We start from the raw sequence: 18,914 nt of genomic DNA on the forward strand, positions 1-18,914 counted from the left end.
CCTGAATGCTATGCATGTTCAATCAACAGGTTGACTGGAAATTGCGACAGAACCGCGCTCAACATCAGCTCCCTTGTAGGGCTGACAGCGGCCACACCGAAAAGTCCAGTCCAAGTGGCAGGCGACAAGGCAAACGGCAGGATCACCCGGGTATCGTCCCAGTTCTGTGCCGGGATCAATGGTGTAGAAGCGCTGCCCAGCAGGCCGCTGGCCAGGCGCGGGGCAACGATGATGGCGCGCTCGCCTTCACCCAGGCGGGCGAAGGCGATGACCTGGTCGGCGTGGCGGCCCTGCACGTTCAGTGGCAGGTAGGCCCCCCTACGGAACAACTCTGCATGGGCTTGGCGGCAGTCCAGTACCCGGGCGATCAGGGCCTGCTTGATGCGGCCGTCGCGCCAGTGCGCCAGCAGTTCGCCGGGCGCGGTGGCATCGTCCAGGGTGCGGCGCCTGCAAGCGTAGTCCACGGCGCGGCGGTTGTCCGGGTCGACCAGGCTGAAGTCCCAGTACTCGTTGCCCTGGTACAGGTCGGGCACGCCTGGCACGGTCATGCGCAGCAGGCTCTGCACCAGGCCGTTGAGGGCACCGGGGCAAGCGATCAGCTGTGCGGCATCGGCCAATGACTGGCGCAACTGCTGGTTTTCCCGATCCAGCAGCAGGCCGTCGACATAGGCGGCGCAGGCCGCTTCATAGGCCTCGTTCGGCGCGCCCCAGCTGCTGCGCAGCTTGGCTTCGCGCAGGGCCTTCTGCTGCCATTGGCGGATGCGCTCGGCGTATTGGCTCAGCGCGTTGTCGTCGTTCAGGTCGAGGGTCAGTGGCCAGCTGCCCAACAGCGTCTGCAACAGCAGCAGTTCGTCGCCGGGGCTGGGTGCCACACCGTCGTCCAGTTGCTCGCGCAGCGGTGCGGCCAGTTCGCGCCAGTGCTCTACGCGGCTGGCCAACCAGAGCCCGCGCTCGCTCAGGACGGCAAGGCGCGCGCGGCTGTCCTCGCCACGCTTGTGATCGTGGGTGGCGGTGGCGAGCAGGTTGTCGGGGAAGTCGCGCAGGCGGCGCTGGGCCTCGTTATGGAAATGCTCGGTGCCGGCGCTGAATCGCTCCGCCTCGAAGCCGACATCGTTGCGCGACAGCAGCCGCGCCGAGCGGTAGAACGCGGTGTCCTCCACGGCCTTGGCGGCACTGGGGGCGGTGAGCTGCTGGAAGCGCACACAGGCATGGCGCAGATGCTTGCGCGGCTTGCCCGGTGGCAGCTGGCGCCAGGGCTGCCCGCCGAGCCACTGTTCGAGCTGGTCGAGCAACGGCCAGTCGGCCTCGCCCAGGTCATGGCGGGCGTTGCTCAGGGCCTGCTGGAAGAACCGCTCATCTTCGGCGGGGCGCCCGCAGGCGTTGAAGTAGGTGCGATACACCGGGTAATGCGCGACCAGTGCCTGCAGTGCCCGGCGGATCGCGCCGAGGGTCAGGTCGCGGGTCATCAGGTCGTCGCGGGCGACCTGCAACAGGGCCTGGGCCACGGATTCGCAGTCGCCGGCCAGGCTGGCATTGAGTACCAGGTGACGCGCCAGACGCACTTCCTCGGGGAATTCGGGGCGTTCGCTGACGGTGGCCCATAGCTCGGTCAGCGGTGCTTCACCGGCCGGATCGTGCTGCAGCAGCGAGACCTGGTTCATGAACTCGTAGCCGGTGGTGCCGTCGGTGAGCCAGTCGCGGTGCAGGTGTTCGTCGGTGCCGAGGATCTTTTCCACGTAGATCGGGAAGTGCTCCAGTGCGGCCTGCAACGGGCGCCTGGCGAGCAGGCTGTCGACCCGGCGGCGCAGCTTGCGGCAGTAGCCGCGCGGGTCGGCCAGGCCATCGATATGGTCGATGCGCAGGCCGTCCACCAGGCCGCGCTCGATCAGCTCGAACAGCTTGGCGTGGGTCGCCTCGAACACCACGGCACGCTCGACCCGCAGGCCGCCGAGTTCGTTGATGTCGAAGAAGCGCCGCCAGTTGATGTCATCGGCGGCGGTGCGCCAGCTGGCCAGGCGGTAGGTCTGGCGCTCGAGCAGCAGGTGCAGGCGCCTGAAGCCGTTTTCGCTGCGGCTGTCGAAGGCGATCAGGGCCGACTCCAGGTCCGCGCCATTGCGCACCAGGCGCGCCAGTTCAGCGTGCAGGGGCAGGGCGTCTGCCAGTGGCTCAGGCGCCTCGCGCAGTGCGGTGAAATGCTCGGCCAGGGCCTTCAGCGCAGGCTCCGGGCTCTGCGCGAGTATCCAGCCATAGTCCAGCGGGCAGATGGGAAAGCGGTGCTGGTAGTGGGCGATCTGCAACAAGCCCGATGACGTGTCGAATTGCAGCGGGATTTCGCCATTCTTCAGCGCCGCGCCATAGTCGCTGCCCAGGAACGGCAGCAGCAACTGCCCGGCCAGCAGCGGGTCGCTGGAGTGCCACTGGATGTCGAAGAATTCCGCGTAGGGGCTGCGCCGACCCCAGGCCAGCAGGCTCTGCCACCAGGGATTGTCGGCGCCGCCCACGGCCATGTGGTTGGACACGGTGTCGAGGATCAGCCCCATGCCATGCTGGCGCAGCGCAGCCACCAGCCGTTGCAACGCCGCCTCGCCACCCAGCTCAGGGTTGACGCAGGTCGGGTCGACCACGTCGTAACCGTGGCGCGAGCCGGCGCGGGCCTTGAGGATCGGCGAGGCATACAGGTGGCTGATGCCCAGCTGGGCGAAATACGGCACCAGTGGCACGGCGTCATCAAGGCTGAAGTCGCTGTGAAATTGCAGGCGCAGGGTCGCGGTCAACGGCTTCATCGGTCCCGCTCCCAGGCTTGCTCACGGGCCTGGGCCAGCAGCTCCAGGCGCCGTGCGGCGTCTTCGTCGTCGAGCAGCTCGCGCACCGGTGCGGCGAAGCGCCGGCGCCAGTTGGGGTGGCCGCTGGTGGTACCCGGCAGGTTGGGCTGCTCGTCGCAGCCGAGCAGGTCTTCCAGCGGGATCAGCACCAACGGGGCGCGGGTGTGGCCAACGTAGCGGATGGCGGCATCGATCAATGCGTCATTGTCCGCTTGCGGGCCGTAGTTGGCTTCCAGGGTGCGGCGCAGGCCTTCGCTCTCCTTCTGCCGTTCATGGCGCCAGTGCAGTTCGGTGGCGGCGTCGATCAGCTGCAGGCGCTGGCTCCAGTCGATGTCGCGGCTTTGCAGCCAGCCGGCCAGCGGCGCCAGGTCGTGGGTGCCGGTAGTGGCCAGGGCATAGTCCGGCCAGTCGAGGATCGGCTTGAAGTTGCCGGGCTGGGTCTGCTCGAACGGCAGCACGCGCATGCCCAGTACGGCCTTGGCCGCCAACTGTTCGCGCAGGCCCTCGGGCACGGTGCCGAGGTCTTCGCCGAGGATGATCGCCTGGTGGCGCACCGACTCCAGGGCCAGCAGGCGCAGCAGGTCCTCCAGCGGGTAGTCGAGGTAGGCGCCTTCGGCAGGCTTGCAGCCACGGGGGATCAGCCACAGCCGGCGCAGGCCCATCACATGGTCGATGCGCAGGCCGCCAGCATGGGCCAGGTTGGCCCGCAGCATCTCGATGAAGGCACGGTAGCCGTTGCGCTTGAGGCCCTCGGGGGAGAAGGCGCAGATGCCCCAGTCCTGGCCCGAGCGGTTGAGGATGTCGGGCGGCGCGCCGACCTTGAGGTTGGCCAGCAGTTCGTCCTGGCGGCTCCAGGCCTGGCTGCCGGCGCCGTCGGCACCGACGGCCAGGTCGGCGATCAGGCCGACCGCCATGCCGTTGCTGCGTGCGGCGTGCTGGGCCCGTTGCAGGCTGCGTTCGGTCAGCCACTGGCAGAAGGCATGGAACTCGACCTTGGCCGGGTAGGCGTTGGCGAAGGCCTCGACCTCCGGGTGGTACGGGTCGTGCCAGGCGCTGGGCCAGTTGCGCCAGTCGGCCCCCAGGCCATGCTCGACGGCTTGCGCCTGCAGCACTTCGAAGCGGCAGTGGTGCTCCAGGGCCTGGCCGCGGGCCTCGCGGAAGCTGTCGAAGTCCTTGCGCAGCGGGTGGTCGGCCTGGCTGAAGTCCTGGTACAGCGCTTCGAGCAGGCGCAGGCGGGCGTCGGCGGCGCGGGGCCAGTCCACCAGCGGGCGCTGCTCCAGGTCTTCGAGCACTTGCTCCAGGCCGCACGCCTCGATCGCCATGCGCACGGCGCGCTCGCCCAGCAGCGCGGCGGGGCTGGCGTACAGGGTGTTGAGCAACAGGCGGCTTGACGGCGAGTAGGGGCTGTAGTGCTGCTGGTCGACGGCCGAGAGCGCGTGGATCGGGCTGATCGCCAGGGCATCGGCGCCGCGCTCGGCGGCGCTGCGCGCCAGTTGTTCAAGGGCCAGGCAGTCGCCGTAGCCACCATCGCCGCTGCGGCGCAGGCTGTAGAGCTGTACCGCCAGGCCCCAGCAGCGCGGCGGCGGTTCACCGACGGCGTCAGCCAGGCTGTGGCAGCGCGGCGGTGCCACGGCGAGGGTGAAGCTGCGGTCGTTGATCTGCAGCAGGTGGTAGCCGACCGGCAGGCCGCCGGGCAGGTTGCCTTGGGCATCGAGGGTCAGGTACTGCAGGCGGTTGCTTTCCAGGGTGCAGCGCACGGCGCTGCCCGGCGGGAAGTAGCGTTGCAGGGACAGTGGCTGGTCAAGGTCGGCGGTGATCAGTGGGGGCAGGTGTTCGGCGTCTTCGGCGGCCTCCACGGCGCGCAGGCTGGCCTGGATGGCGGACTCGTCGCCGGCGGGGTGGCCCAGGCCGTCGAGGACCTTGCGCAGGACCTCGTCGCTGACCTGTTGTGGCCGGTTGTTGGCGTCGATCCAGTCGCGGGCCAGCCCGACGCGGGCGGCCAGTCGGTGCAAGGCGGTTTCGCTCATGGGCGCTCCTGGCCAGGTGATAGCAGGCTGACCACACAGCTGTGGGCGGACAGCGCAGTGTCGGGGTGGGTGGTGTCGCTGCTGTCGAACAGGCGCCGTTCGACCGCAGGCAGCTCGACCGCCTGGGGTGTGGCGGCCAGGTTCAGGTCGATGCGCAGGGTGCTGCCATCGCCCAGTTGCCAGCGCGCAGTGAGCGCTTTGTCGCCCAACACCTCGGCGCCCAGGGCGCGGCTGCCGGGCAGGTGGGGGATGACGTGGCGCCGGCGCAGGTCGAGCAGCTGGTGATAAAGGCCGTGCCAGCCGGCGATGACTTCCTTGTGTTGCGGCCGCGATGCCTCGAAGGTCTGTTCAGCATTGGGGTCGGGTATGTGTTCGCGTTGCTCAGGGTCGGCGAATGCCTTGAAGTGGGCGAATTCGCCGCGCCGGCCCTCGCGCACGGCGTCGGCCAGGTCGTCATGGAAATCGGTGAAGAACAGGAACGGCCTGCAGCTGCCATCGTCATCGCCCATGAACAGCAACGGGATCATCGGTGCCAGCAGCAACAGGCCGGTGGCCGCACGCAAGGCCGCAGGCGGGCACAGGCGGGTCAGGCGTTCGCCCAGGGCGCGGTTGCCGACCTGATCATGGTTCTGCAGGAACAGCACGAACGCGCTGGGTGCCAGATGCCCGCTGGGTTCGCCGCGTGGCGTGCCGTGGCGGTTGGCCTGGCCCTGGAACACGAACCCCTCGGACAGGCAGCGGGCGAGCTTTTCGATGGGTTTTTCCTGGTAGTCGGCGTAGTACCCTTCGGTTTCCCCGGTCAGCAGCACATGCAGGGCGTTGTGGCCATCGTCGTTCCACTGGGCGTCGAAACCCTGTTCGAGCAACGAGGCCTGGTTGTGCTCGTTCTCCAGCACCAGCCATACATGCCGGCCAGGCTCGACGGCAGCGCGCACCCGCTGCGCCAGTTCGACCAGGAAGTCGGGCTGGTCGATGGCGTGCACGGCATCCAGGCGCAGGCCGTCACAGCGGTAGTCGCACAGCCACATCAGGGCGTTCTGGATGAAGTACTCGCGCACCTCGCGGCGGCGAAAATCGATGGCCGCCCCCCAGGGCGTCTGACGGTCTTCGCGGAAGAACGGGCTGGCGTACTGGTGCAGGTAGTTGCCGTCCGGGCCGAAGTGGTTGTAGACCACATCGACCATCACCATCAGCCCCTCGCCGTGGGCGCGGTCCACCAATGCACACAGTTGCCCGGGGCTGCCGTAGCTGTGCTGCGGCGCATAGGGCAGCACCCCGTCATAGCCCCAATTGCGTTCGCCGGGGAACTGGCCCAGGGGCATCAGCTCGATGGCGCTGATGCCCAGTTCGGCCAGCCTTGGCAACTGCCGGGCGACGCCCGGGTAGCCTTCGAGCACGCCGACATGCAGCTCCTGGATCACCGCTTCGTGCCACGGCCGGCCTTGCCAGGGGTGCTGCCAGGCGTAGGCGCCGATATCCACCACCTGGCTCGGCCCGTGTACCCCTTCGGGCTGGTAGCGCGACGCCGGGTCGGCTACCAGCAGTTTGCCGTCGATACGGTAGTGATAGCGGTCGCCGGCCTGGCACGGGGCAACCCCCGTGTACCAGCCGTCGTCCTCGGGCAGCAGCTCGATGGCCGGCTGCTGTTCCAGTTCAAGGCTCACGCTGCGCGCATCGGGCGCCCACAGGGCGAAGCGCGCCGACGTGGCGTCCAGCAGGTGTGCGCCATGCCTGTGCATCTTCGAACCCCGCTCAGTAGTGGCTCAGGTGAGCCTGCTTGACCAGGTCCTCGTAGAGGCGCGCGTAGGGCTCCACCGCCTGGCACCAGTTGAACGGCTGGGTCATCGACAGGCAGCGCATGGCATTGAGCAGGTCCTTCTTGCTGTAGATATAGAAGGCCCGGCTCAGGGCTTCGCGGTAGCTGTCGACGGTCGACTCATCGAACAGGAAACCAGTGACGCCGTTCTCGATGGTGTCCGCCAGGCCGCCGGTGTTGCGCGCCACCGGCAGTGATCCGAAGCGCTGGGCGTACATCTGGCTCAGGCCGCAGGGCTCGTAGCGCGAGGGCATCAGCAGGAAGTCGCTGCCGGCGAACATGCGCCGGGCGTCGGTTTCGTTAAAGCCGATGCGCACGCCGATGCGGCCCGGGTGACGCAGGGCCAGCTCGCGCATGGCCTGCTCTTCTTCCGGCTCACCGCGGCCGATGATCGCGATCTGCCCGCCTTGCTCGACGATGTAGTCGGCAACCCCCAGGGTCAGGTCCAGGCCTTTCTGGTAGACCAGCCGCGAGACCACGGCGAACAGCGGCCCTTCGCTCGGCTCCAGTTCGAACAGTTTGCGCACTTCGGCGGTATTGCGTGCCTTGCCGTCCCAGTCGTTGATGCTGAAGTTGTGCTGCAGGTGCTGGTCGGTGGCCGAGTCCCAGCTTTCGTCGATGCCGTTGGGGATGCCGCCAAGCAGGCCTTGCTGGGCCTTGCTGGCCAGGAAGCCATCGAGCCCGCAGCCGAATTCCGGGGTGGTGATTTCCTGGGCGTAGGTGGCGCTGACCGTGGTGATGTGGCTGGAGTAGGCAAGGCCCGCCTTGAGGAACGACAGCTTGCCGTAGAACTCCATGCCTTCCTGTTGCATGGCATGGTCGGGGATCGCCAGCTCCGGGCTGCAGCCGCGGCTGTAGACGCCCTGATACGCCAGGTTATGGATGGTGAACAGGGTCGGCGTGTTCAGCCCGCGCCAGTGCATGTAGGCCGGCGCCAGGCCGGCAGGCCAGTCATGCGCATGCACCACTTCGGGCTGCCAGTGGATCCTGCCTTCGCCGGCCGCGATCTCGGCTGCGGCCAGGCCCAGGCGAGCGAAACGGATGTGGTTGTCGGGCCAGTCGCGGCCATTGTTGGCGCCATAGGGGGTGCCGTCGCGCTGGTACAGTTCGGGGCAGATCAGCACGTAGATGACCAGCCCGTCGGCCATGTCCATGCGGCCGATCTTGCACGGTGGCAGGGCCGCATGGCCGCCCAGTTCGCCGACGACATGAATCGGGTTGTCGCTTTCCATCACCTGGCGGTAGCCGGGGATCAGCACCCGCACATCGTGCAGGTGGGCCAGCGCGCGGGGCAGCGCCGCAGACACGTCGCCGAGGCCGCCGGTCTTGACCAGGTCGGCGATTTCCGAGGTGACGAACAGGATCTTGCGCTTGTTCGGGTTGTGCTGGCGCTGGGCGCCGGGTGCCGTGCCTGTCTTGGCGAAGTCCGGGGTGAGCGGTTCGCGGTTGTCCGGGTTGAATGAATCTACGTGAGGCTCGACAGCGGCACTGATCATACTTCTCTCCGTCCCTAAGTGTTGGCAGGGTGCTGGCACCCCTTGCGATCTTTCGTGTTGGTCTCTCTGAATTTTGTCGTTGCGTAAAGCGATCCATGCCCCGAAGTCGTGCGCGCAGGCACAACGCGATCAGCGTTCCGGCCGAAGGCGATTGGACTGGTTGGGGTAGGCGGGCCGTGCGAAGGAAGTCCTTTTGCGTTTGGCCTACTTAGTTGCTGACCCGCTACCATTTCCAAAAGTTCGACTTTTTTACGTCGCTCTTCCTCTGAGCAAATGGCGGGCCGAAACCTGAGTGTAGGAGAGCTGGAGATAAAAAGGTGACCCACTGGTCACTTTCGTTATGACGCGAGATAGACGCAAACGTTGGCGTGTGTGACGGGATGTGAGCAGGGGTGTTCGAGGGTGGGGCAAGGCTGATTGACGCGTGCGCCATCGGGTGGCTGGCCAGTGTGTCGTGCACCATGATGGGGCGAGATTTCAGCAGTGTGGGAGCGCGAGGCTCCCACCAGGGGAGGGGATGAATCAGAGGCTGACGGTCTTGCCGTCGCTACGCGCCTGTTCCAGCAACTGGTGCAACTGAGCGACCTGCTGGCGCAGCTGGTCACGCTCGTCCTTCAGTTTACGCAGCTCATCGCGGCGCACGGAGACATAGAGGGTCTGGGTTGGAGTAGCAGGCATCAAGGTACCCATGAGCACACCTCGCGGTTTTGGCTGGTGACAGTTAAAGCGTAGACGCTTCACGCGGCGCGCATTCTGAATTCTTTCTCCGCTCATGGGAACTTTTTTGTTTAACGTTGTCTCGCCGTTCGTCGCTGAACCCTCGGGCGTCGTGCTGGACTAATCTGAAAAGTTGAACTGTGTTTGTCATCCATTTCGAAAGGGGAGCATCGGCTCATGCAATTGGGAATCGTCGGGCTGGGCCGCATGGGCGGCAATATCGCAAGGCGGCTGATGCGTGCTGGCCATCGCACCGTGGTCCATGACCGCAACCGTGACGCCATCGTCGGGCTGGAAGGCGAGGGCGCCCAGGGTGCCCACGACCTTGGTGCGCTGGTGCAGAAGCTCAAGGCGCCGCGCGCGGTGTGGGTGATGCTGCCAGCCGGTGAACCTACCGAGCAGACCATCGCCCAGCTGGCCGAACTGCTGGAGCCGGGCGATGCCATCATCGACGGCGGCAACACCTTTTATAAGGACGACATGCGCCGTGCGGCCGAACTGGGCAAGTGCGGCCTGCATTACCTGGATGTCGGCACCTCCGGTGGTGTGTGGGGCCTGGACCGTGGCTACTGCATGATGATCGGTGGCGAGAAGGACGTGTTCGAGCGCCTGGAGCCGCTGTTCAAGGCGCTGGCACCGGGTGTCGGCGACATTGCGCGCACCCACGGCCGCAGTGGTGAGCACGGGCGTGCCGAGCACGGCTACATCCATGCCGGCCCACCCGGTGCCGGGCACTATGTGAAGATGGTGCACAACGGTATCGAGTACGGCCTGATGCAGGCCTACGCCGAAGGCTTCGACCTGCTGCGCAGCAAGGGCGGCAACGAGCTGCCGGAAGACCAGCGCTTCGACCTGAACGTGGCCGAGATCGCCGAGGTCTGGCGCCGGGGCAGCGTGGTCACCTCCTGGCTGCTCGACCTCACCGCCGATGCGCTGGTGGCCGACCCGACGCTTGCGCAGTTCAGTGGCTCGGTGTCCGACAGCGGCGAAGGCCGCTGGACGATTGACGCCGCCGTCGAACAGGCGGTGCCGGTGCCGGTGCTGTCCAGCGCGCTGTTCGCCCGCTTCCGCTCGCGTCAGCAGCAGGGCACCTACGGTGACAAGATCCTCTCGGCCATGCGCCTGGGCTTCGGTGGCCATGTCGAGAAAAAAGACTGATGACCAAACAGACCATTCCTGCTGCTCCGCCCTGCACGCTGTTCCTGTTTGGCGCCAACGGTGACCTGGTCAAGCGCCTGCTGATGCCGGCGCTTTACAACCTCAGCCGTGACGGTTTGCTGGACCGCAACCTGCGCATCGTCGGCGTCGACCACAACCCGGCCACAGCCGACGAATTCGCCGAGCGCCTGCATGCCTTCATGCAAGAACGCGACAAAGGCGGCGAGGGCGCTGCCAAGTGCCTCGACGAAAAGCGCTGGGCACGGTTGGCCAAGCGCCTGGACTACCAGACCGGCGACTTCCTCGACCCGGCGACCTACGCGGCGTTGGCCAGGCGCATCGAGAAAACCAGCCACGGCAATGCCATCTTCTACCTGGCCACTTCGCCGCGCTTTTTCCCCGAGGTGGCTCAGCGCCTGGGCGAAGCCGGCCTGCTCGACGAGTCTGCCGGTGGCTTCCGGCGTGTAGTGGTGGAGAAGCCCTTCGGCACCGACCTGGCCAGTGCCGAGGCGCTCAATGCGTGCCTGCTCAAGGTGATGAGCGAGCGGCAGATCTACCGCATCGACCATTACCTGGGCAAGGAAACGGTGCAGAACATTCTGGTCAGCCGTTTCTCCAATGGCCTGTTCGAATCGTTCTGGAACAACCATTACATCGACCACGTGCAGATCACCGCTGCCGAGACGGTTGGCGTCGAGACCCGTGGCGCGTTCTACGACAACACAGGCGCGCTGCGCGACATGGTGCCCAATCACCTGTTCCAGCTGCTGGCGATGGTGGCCATGGAACCGCCGGCGGCGTTCGGCGCCGATGCCGTGCGTGGCGAGAAGGCCAAGGTGATCGGTGCCATCCGCCCCTGGTCGGCGAAGATGGCCCTGAAGCACTCGGTGCGTGGCCAATACGTGGCGGGCAAGCAGGGCCGCAAGCCGTTGCCGGGGTATCGCCAGGAAAGCAACGTCGCGCCCGACAGCCAGACCGAGACCTACGTGGCGCTCAAGGTGATGATCGACAACTGGCGCTGGGCCGGGGTGCCGTTCTACTTGCGTACCGGCAAGCGCATGAGCGTGCGCGACACCGAAATCGCCATCTGCTTCAAGCCGGCGCCCTACGCGCAGTTTCGCGAGTCGGAGCTGGAACGGCCCAAGCCCAATTACCTGAAGATCCAGATCCAGCCCAACGAGGGCATGTGGTTCGACCTGCAGGCCAAGCGGCCAGGGCCGGAGCTGGTGATGGAGAACATCGAGCTGGGTTTCGCCTACAAGGACTTCTTCAAGATGACCCCGGCCACGGGTTACGAAACGCTGATCTATGACTGCCTGACCGGCGACCAGACCTTGTTCCAGCGGGCCGACAACATCGAGAACGGCTGGCGCGCGGTACAGCCATTCCTCGACGCCTGGGCCCAGGGGGGCGAGGTGCATGAGTATCCGGCAGGGCAGGACGGCCCCGAAGAAGGCAATGAATTGCTGACTCGCGACAAGCGCGAGTGGCACAAGCTGGGGTGACAGCATAAAGGAGGTGCAATGCCCGCCCACATCGAAGACTACGCCCTGCTCGGCAACTGCCGCAGCGCCGCCCTGGTCAGCCGCGACGGCTCGATCGACTGGTTGTGCCTGCCGCGTTTCGACGCCCCGGCGGTATTCGCCGCGCTGCTGGGCAATGAAGCGAACGGCCGCTGGCGCCTGGCGCCCAGCGACCCCGTCGAGCACACCAGCCGCCAGTACCTGGGCGACACGCTGGTGCTGGAAACTACCTGGGTCACTGCCAGCGGCCGCGCCCGGGTGCTCGACTTCATGCCGCTGGACCAGGTCAACTCGGTGGTGCGCATCGTCGAGGGGCTGTCGGGCGAGACCCACTTCGAAATGGACCTGGTGCTGCGCTTCGACTACGGCCGCAGCGTGCCCTGGGTAGAGAAAATCGACCCGCTGACGCTCAGCGCGGTGGCCGGCCCCGATCGTGTGATCCTGCGCAGCAGCGTGGAACCCCACGGCCTCGACCACCACACCGTCGCCCGTTTTCGCGTGGGGGCGGGTGAGCGCCAGCTCTTCAGCCTGCGTCACCAGCCCTCGCACTTGCCAGTTCAACCTGACTGCGACATCGACCAGGCGCTGCAGCACACCTTCACGCACTGGCAGGCGTTCGCCGACCGTTGCCCTGAGGTCGGCCCCTACACCGGCCTGGTGCGCCGCTCGCTGCTCACCCTCAAGGCCATGACCTATGCGCCCACCGGCGGCATCGTCGCCGCGGTCACCACCTCGCTGCCCGAGCGCATCGGCCACGAGCGCAACTGGGACTACCGCTTCTGCTGGCTGCGCGACGCCACCATGACCTTGCTGGCGTTCATGAACCTCGGCTATTTCGACGAAGCCCAGGCCTGGCGCGAATGGCTGCTGCGCTCGGTGGCCGGTAACCCTGAGCAGATGCAGATCATGTACGGCCTGGCGGGCGAGCGCGACCTCACCGAGTACACCTTGCCCTGGCTGGCCGGCTACGAACACTCGCAGCCGGTGCGGGTTGGCAATGCCGCTTCGGAACAGGTGCAGCTGGACATCTATGGCGAACTGGCCGACGCCATGACCCAGGCGATCAAGGGCGGCCTGCCGCGCCACCCACGCAGTGCGGCGATCTCCCGGCTGATCCTGCCTTATGTCGAGCGCATCTGGCGCGACCCCGACGAAGGTCTCTGGGAAGTGCGCGGTGGCCGTCAGCACTTCGTCCACTCCAAGGTCATGGCCTGGGTTGCCTTCGACCGTGCGGCGGGGCTGGCCGACACCACCGAGGAAGGCCGCGAGCATGGCCGCCACTATCGGCAGGTGGCTGACCAGATTCATCGGGAGGTCTGCGCGCGCGGGCTGGATGCCAGTGGCCAGCACTTCGTCCAGGCCTATGGCTCGGCCGAGATGGATGCCAGCCTGTTGCAGATCGCCCTGACCGGTTTCCTGCCGGCCGAGGACCCGCGCTTTCAGCGCACCCTGGCGCAGATCGAGCAGCGCCTACTGAAGAACGGCCTGCTGCTGCGCTACGACAGCGACAGCTGCAGCGACGGGCTGACGCCGGGGGAGGGCACGTTCCTGGTGTGCTCGTTCTGGCTGGCCGATGTGTACGTGCTGCTGGGGCGTCAGGCCGAGGCCCAGGCGCTATACGAGAAACTCACCGGCCTGTGCAACGACGTCGGCCTGCTGGCCGAGCAGTACGACCTTGCCGGCAAGCGCATGCTGGGCAACTTCCCCCAGGCGTTCAGCCATATCGGCATCATCAACACGGCGTTGAACCTGCACCGGGCAGAGTGCCCTGTGCGCGAGAGAGCAAGATGTGGGTGAGCGCCTGTCCGCTGGCTGCTGCACTCAAGCCGGCATTGTCGGGGTAGACTAGCGCAACCCCATTCGGCAAGGAGCACGCATGAGCGTTCGTGGTCACGATCGGCAGATCGACAACATCGAGTTCAACGTCAGCGACATCGCACGGAGCAAGGCGTTCTATGGCAGCGTGTTCGGCTGGCGTTTCATCGACTACGGGCCGACCTACACCGAGTTCAGCGATGGTCGCTTGACCGGCGGTTTCACCACCGGCGAAGCGGTGCGGCCAGGTGGGCCACTGGTGATCCTGTATGCGGACGACCTGGAAGCCACGTTACAGCGGGTCGAGGCGGCCGGGGCAAGCATCAGCCGGGCGACCTTTGCCTTTCCGGGTGGGCGCCGTTTTCACTTCATCGACCCGGACGGGTACGAACTGGCTGTGTGGACGGCCCAAGCCTGATGGCCAACCACAAGATCGAAATCCGCCGTCGCAATATCGAGAAGATTCTCGTCGCCGCTGAAAAGGTGTTCGCCGAAAAGGGCTATGGCGCCACCTCGATGGGCGACATTGCCGAACAGGCCGATCTGCCGCGCTCCAACCTGCATTATTACTTCAGCACCAAGGACGAACTGTTCCGCGCGGTGCTGCAAGACCTGCTGGACGTGTGGAAGCAGGATGCCCTGTGCTTCGAGAACTTCGATGACCCACGGGTGGTGCTGACCAGCTACATCCGCGCCAAGATGGGCCACTCACGTTCGCGGCCGCTGGGCTCGAAGATCTGGGCCGAGGAGATGCTGCATGGGGCGCCGGTGCTGGGGGTGAACCTCGCTGAGAGCCTGGTGCCTTGGGCGAAGCTCAAGGAAGACAAGATCCGTCGCTGGGTGACGGAGGGGCGCATCCTGCCGGTGGAGCCTTCGGCGCTGCTTTACATGATCTGGGCCTCGACCCAGCACTATGCCGATTTTGGTTATCAGGTGATGTTACTGAACGAGGGTGAGCCGTTGTCGGACATGGCGTTCGAAAGTGCGGTGCAGACGGTGACCTGTGTGATCTTGCGCGGCATTGGGCTGGAGCCCTGAACAACTGGGGCCGCTGTGCGGCCCATCGCGGATAAATCCGCTCCTACAGGTAATGCGCAGCCTTTGAATGCGGCGCGGTATCTGTAGGAGCGGATTTATCGGCGATGGGCTGCGCAGCAGCCCCAATGGCCTCAGCTGGCCTCGCGGTAGGGGTTGCGCGGATCCTGGGTCCAGTTCAGGTAAGGCTTGCCGGTATCTTGTGCCACCATCTCGATGCAGTTCTCTACCGGGCAGGTGATCTGGCACAGGTTGCAGCCCACGCATTCGTCCTCTATCACGCTGTAGGCATGGGTCCCGTCAGCCTTCAAGGTGCTGGCAATCGCCTGGTGCGAAGTGTCCTCGCAGGCAATGTGGCAACGCCCGCAACCGATGCACGCATCCTGGTCGATCTGCGCCACCGACTTGTAGTTGATGTCCAGGTACTTCCAGTCGGTGGTGTGCCCCACGGCCTGGCCGCGGAAGGCCTCCAGGTTGCGGTGCCCATGCTGGTCCATCCAGCGTGCCAGGCCATCTTTCATGTCCTCGACGATGCGGAAGCCATGCAGCATCGCTGCCGTACACACTTGCACCGCACCGCTGCCCAGGGCGATGAACTCGGCAGCATCGCGCCAGTTGCCGATCCCGCCGATGCCGCAGATCGGCAGCCCGCGGGTTTCCGGGTCGCGGGCGATCTCGGCGACCATGTTCAGGGCGATCGGCTTGACCGCCGAGCCGCAATAACCCCCATGGGTGCTCTGGTCGCCGACGATGGGGTGGGCGACCATGCGGTCCAGGTCGACGCTGGTGATCGAGTTGATGGTGTTGATCAGCGACACCGCATCCGCGCCACCGCGATGGGCAGCGCGGGCCGACTGGCGAATGTCGGTGATGTTCGGCGTGAGCTTGACGATCACCGGCAGCGAGCAGTGCAGCTTGCACCAGCGGGTGACCATCTCGACGTACTCCGGCACCTGGCCGACCGCCGCGCCCATGCCACGCTCAGGCATGCCGTGGGGGCAGCCGAAGTTCAGCTCGATGCCATCGGCGCCGGTGGCTTCCACCAGCGGCAGGATGAATTTCCACGACTCCTCCACGCACGGCACCATCAGCGACACGACCAGTGCGCGGTCGGGCCAGTCCTTCTTCACCTGGGTGATTTCCCGCAGGTTGATCTCCAGCGAACGGTCGGTGATCAGCTCGATGTTGTTGATGCCCTGCACCTGGCGGTTGGGGCCGTAGTGCGCGGAATAACGTGACGACACGTTGACCGCCGCCGGGTCCTCGCCCAGGGTCTTCCAGACCACGCCGCCCCAGCCGGCCTCGAAGGCACGGACCACGTTGTAGGCCTTGTCGGTGGGTGGCGCGGAAGCCAGCCAGAAGGGGTTGGGCGCCTTGATGCCGGCGAATTCGATGGACAGGTCGGCCATTTACGCTGCCTCCACGTTGAGCATGAGTTGGGCATGGATGGCTTCGGCGGCCAGCTTGCCGTGTTGCACGGCCTGGACGGTGAGGTCCTGGCCCAGCGCGGTGCAGTCGCCGCCGGCGTACACGCCCGGGAGGCTGGTGCGCATGTGGTCGTCGACGCGGATACGCTCGCCGTCACGCGCCAGTTGCGCGGCGACCGGGTCGCCGAGGCTGGCATCGTCGAAGCGTTGGCCGATGGCCTTGAAGATGGCGTCGGCGGCCAGCTCGTAGGTCTCACCGGTGTCACGCAGGCGGCCGTCGGCCAGTTCGGTACGCATGAAGCGCATGCCGCGCACACGGCCGTCGTCATCGAGCAGCACGGCATCGGGGCGGGCCCAAGTGTGCAGGCGCACCTGGTTGGCCTTGGCGATGTCCTGCTCATGGTCGGTGGCGCCCATGTCGGCGTGGCCGCGGCGGTACACCAGGTTGACGTCGCGGGCGCCCAGGCGGCTCATCTGCACGGCCATGTCGATGGCGGTGTTGCCAGCGCCGATCACCAGGCAGCGGTCGGCCAGTGGCAATTGCGCCAGGTCTTCGGCCTGGCGCAGTTCACGGATGTACGCGGTGGCGGCGAGCAGGCCGGGGGCCTCTTCGTCGGCCAGGCCGAGTTGGCGCACGGCGTTCAGGCCCAGGCCGAGGAACACTGCATCGAACTGGTCGCGCAACTCGCCGAGGCCGAGGTTGGCGCCCAGGCGCTGGCCGTGACGGATTTCGATACCACCGATGCCGAGCAGGAACTCCACTTCGCGCTGGGCATAGTCGTCCACCAGTTTGTAGCGGGCGATGCCGTACTCGTTGAGGCCGCCAGCCTTGTCGCAGGCTTCGAACACCACCACGTCATGGCCGTGCATGGCCAGGCGATGGGCGCATGACAGCCCGGCGGGGCCGGCGCCGACCACGGCGATGCGCTTGCCGGTGGCCGGTGAGCGCTTGAACGGGTGTTCGCTGAAATGGGCATTGTCCAGGGCGTAGCGCTGCAGCTGGCCGATCAGCACCGGCGCGCATTCCTGGGCATTGTTGCGCACGCAGGCTTGCTGGCAGAGGATTTCGGTAGGGCACACGCGGGCGCAGCTGCCGCCGAGGATATTGGCCGACAGGATGCGCTCGGCGGCGCCTTGCAGGTTCTCGTCGCTGATGCGGTGGATGAACGACGGAATGTCGATTTCGCTCGGGCAGGCGTTCACGCAGGGGGCATCGTAGCAGTACAGGCAGCGGGCGCTTTCGACGGCCGCCTGGCGGGCGGTGAGGGGTGGGGCCAGGTCGGTGAAGCGCTCGGCCAGCTGGTCGCTGCCGGCGCGCGGGCGCGGCAGATGGTTCAGGGCATCGATCACGGTTGTAGCCTCTCTTTTTATATGGGGCTTGGAATGAGGGCGCTGCGCGCCCTTTTCGCGACACAAGGCCGCTCCTGCAAGGAACCGCGATCTCCTGTAGGAGCGGCCTTGTGTCGCGATAGGGCTGCGCAGCAGCCCCGATGGCCTCAGCGCTGAACGGGTGTCGGGCGCTGTTGCTCGGCGCGTCGGCCCAGCACCTCGTACACCGAGGGGTAGGCCGGGCGCTCCACGTAACGGCCGGCGCCAGGCTCGGCGCGCAGGTCGCCATCGGCCCAGAGCACCTTGCCCTGGCTGATGGTGTGGCTGGGGATGCCGCGCACGGTGCGGCCTTCGAAGATGTTGAAGTCGACCCGCTGATGGTGGGTCTGGGCGGAAATGGTGCGCGTGCCCTGCGGGTCCCACAGCACCAGGTCGGCGTCGGCGCCGACGCGGATGGCACCTTTGCGCGGGAACAGGTTGAAGATCTTCGCGGTATTGGTCGAGGTCAGCGCAACGAACTCGTGCATCGACAGGCGCCCGCTGTTGACCCCGGCGTCCCACAACACCGCCATGCGGTCCTCGATACCGGCAGTGCCGTTGGGGATGCGGCTGAAGTCGTTGCGGCCCATGGCCTTCTGCTCGGCGCAGAAGCAGCAGTGGTCAGTGGCGGTGGTGTGCAGGTTGCCCGATTGCAGGCCGCGCCACAGCGCCTCCTGGTGCTCGCGCGGGCGGAACGGCGGGCTCATCACGTAACCGGCGGCCGTGGACCAGTCCGGGTGGCGATAAACGCTGTCGTCGATCAGCAGGTGGCCGGGCAGTACTTCGCCGTACACCGGCTGGCCCTTGGCCCGTGCGTAGGTGATTTCGTCCAGTGCTTCACGGCTGGAGATGTGCACCACGTACAACGGCGTGCCGATGGTCTCGGCAATGCGGATGGCGCGGCTGGCGGCTTCGCCTTCGACTTGTGAAGGGCGCGACAGCGGGTGCGCCTCAGGCCCGGTCAGGCCCTGGGCCAGAAGCTTCTGCTGCAGGTGGTAGACCAGCTCGCCGTTCTCGGCATGCACCGTGGGCACGGCGCCCAATTGCAGGCAGCGCTCGAAGCTGGCCACCAGGGTATCGTCGGCCGCCATGATGGCGTTCTTGTAGGCCATGAAGTGCTTGAAGCTGTTGACCCCATGCTGGTTTACCAGCTCGCCCATCTCCTCGGCGACCTGCTCGCTCCACCAGGTGATGGCCACATGGAAACCGTAGTCGGACGCACTCTTCTGCGCCCAGCCGCGCCAGGTGTGGAAGGCCTCCAGCAGCGACTGCTGCGGGTTGGGGATGACGAAGTCGATGATCGAGGTGGTGCCACCGGCCAGCCCTGCGGCGGTGCCGCTGAAGAAGTCCTCGCTGGCGACCGTGCCCATGAAGGGCAGCTGCATGTGAGTGTGCGGGTCGATGCCGCCGGGCATCAGGTACTGGCCGCTGCCGTCGAGGATCTCGCAATCGGTAGGGGCTTCGAGGTCTTTGCCAATGGCGCGGATCTGGCCATCGACACACAGGACATCGGCGGGATAGCTCTCTTCATGGGTAACCACGGTGGCGCCACGGATCAACAGGGACATGCCGTCTTCCTCGCAGGCTGACCGGTCTGTGCCGGTTCTTGGAATTGTTGTTCTGGCCATGGCCTGGCGGCTGGTTCAATCCTGTCAGGCCTGACAAGAATCGAGGCTAGTTGCTGATTGGAGTTTGAGCAAGAAAATATTC

The 18,914-nt window shown here is 66.3% G+C and carries 13 protein-coding genes; 5 read left to right on the forward strand and 8 right to left on the reverse strand.

The features are described from left to right. Positions 1–8: 8 nt before the first annotated feature. The 5 genes from ACIPZ8_RS01105 to ACIPZ8_RS01125 all read right to left on the reverse strand — a co-directional run bounded on the left by ACIPZ8_RS01105 (position 9) and on the right by ACIPZ8_RS01125 (position 8,851). Positions 9–2,783, reverse strand: a complete 2,775-nt coding sequence (locus tag ACIPZ8_RS01105) for a malto-oligosyltrehalose synthase (RefSeq protein WP_400719184.1) — start codon at positions 2,781–2,783, stop codon at positions 9–11. Next, the gene (gene malQ, locus ACIPZ8_RS01110) at positions 2,780–4,849 is read right to left on the reverse strand and encodes a 4-alpha-glucanotransferase (protein ID WP_400719185.1); all 2,070 of its coding nucleotides are present in this window, start codon (positions 4,847–4,849) and stop codon (positions 2,780–2,782) included. The genes ACIPZ8_RS01105 and malQ overlap by 4 nt, the downstream gene beginning before the upstream one ends. Then, positions 4,846–6,588 (reverse strand): malto-oligosyltrehalose trehalohydrolase, encoded by a 1,743-nt coding sequence (treZ, locus tag ACIPZ8_RS01115; protein WP_400719186.1) that lies wholly within the window; start codon positions 6,586–6,588, stop codon positions 4,846–4,848. Before treZ ends, malQ begins: the two co-directional genes overlap by 4 nt. Positions 6,589–6,601: 13 nt before the next feature. Then, complete coding sequence (gene glgA, locus ACIPZ8_RS01120) at positions 6,602–8,161, reverse strand: glycogen synthase GlgA (RefSeq protein ID WP_400719187.1); 1,560 nt, start codon at positions 8,159–8,161, stop codon at positions 6,602–6,604. Between the two features lie 522 nt (positions 8,162–8,683). Then, a complete protein-coding gene (locus tag ACIPZ8_RS01125) occupies positions 8,684–8,851 on the reverse strand; it encodes a DUF6026 family protein (RefSeq protein ID WP_400719188.1) in 168 nt (55 codons plus the stop codon). A 204-nt stretch (positions 8,852–9,055) separates the two neighbouring features. Between ACIPZ8_RS01125 and gnd the strand changes: the two genes are divergently transcribed. The 5 genes from gnd (at position 9,056) to ACIPZ8_RS01150 (ending at position 14,412) form a co-directional block, all read left to right on the forward strand. Continuing rightward, complete coding sequence (gene gnd, locus ACIPZ8_RS01130; RefSeq protein ID WP_400719189.1) at positions 9,056–10,036, forward strand: phosphogluconate dehydrogenase (NAD(+)-dependent, decarboxylating); 981 nt, start codon at positions 9,056–9,058, stop codon at positions 10,034–10,036. Continuing rightward, positions 10,036–11,541: a glucose-6-phosphate dehydrogenase gene (gene zwf / locus ACIPZ8_RS01135; protein ID WP_400719190.1), complete on the forward strand. Its 1,506-nt coding sequence runs from the start codon at positions 10,036–10,038 to the stop codon at positions 11,539–11,541. Before gnd ends, zwf begins: the two co-directional genes overlap by 1 nt. An 18-nt stretch (positions 11,542–11,559) precedes the next feature. Continuing rightward, positions 11,560–13,356, forward strand: coding sequence for a glycoside hydrolase family 15 protein (locus ACIPZ8_RS01140; RefSeq protein ID WP_400719191.1), 1,797 nt, complete (start codon positions 11,560–11,562; stop codon positions 13,354–13,356). A 79-nt stretch (positions 13,357–13,435) separates the two neighbouring features. Next, on the forward strand, positions 13,436–13,792 hold the full coding sequence (locus ACIPZ8_RS01145; RefSeq protein ID WP_400719192.1) for a VOC family protein: 357 nt from the start codon (positions 13,436–13,438) through the stop codon (positions 13,790–13,792). Next, entirely contained in the window at positions 13,792–14,412 is a 621-nt protein-coding gene (locus tag ACIPZ8_RS01150) for a TetR/AcrR family transcriptional regulator (RefSeq protein ID WP_400719726.1), read from the forward strand. The genes ACIPZ8_RS01145 and ACIPZ8_RS01150 overlap by 1 nt, the downstream gene beginning before the upstream one ends. A 131-nt stretch (positions 14,413–14,543) precedes the next feature. Here ACIPZ8_RS01150 and preA read toward each other — a convergent pair whose 3' ends face one another. From preA to hydA, 3 genes are all read right to left on the reverse strand, one after another. After that, positions 14,544–15,818: an NAD-dependent dihydropyrimidine dehydrogenase subunit PreA gene (gene preA / locus ACIPZ8_RS01155; RefSeq protein WP_400719193.1), complete on the reverse strand. Its 1,275-nt coding sequence runs from the start codon at positions 15,816–15,818 to the stop codon at positions 14,544–14,546. Beyond that, the gene (locus ACIPZ8_RS01160; protein WP_400719194.1) at positions 15,819–17,186 is read right to left on the reverse strand and encodes an NAD(P)-dependent oxidoreductase; all 1,368 of its coding nucleotides are present in this window, start codon (positions 17,184–17,186) and stop codon (positions 15,819–15,821) included. Positions 17,187–17,332: 146 nt separating this feature from the next. Next, on the reverse strand, positions 17,333–18,772 hold the full coding sequence (hydA, locus tag ACIPZ8_RS01165) for a dihydropyrimidinase (protein WP_400719195.1): 1,440 nt from the start codon (positions 18,770–18,772) through the stop codon (positions 17,333–17,335). Positions 18,773–18,914 lie beyond the last annotated feature (142 nt).

The sequence above is a fragment of the Pseudomonas sp. NPDC089422 genome (assembly GCF_044749405.1).
Taxonomy (GTDB): domain Bacteria; phylum Pseudomonadota; class Gammaproteobacteria; order Pseudomonadales; family Pseudomonadaceae; genus Aquipseudomonas.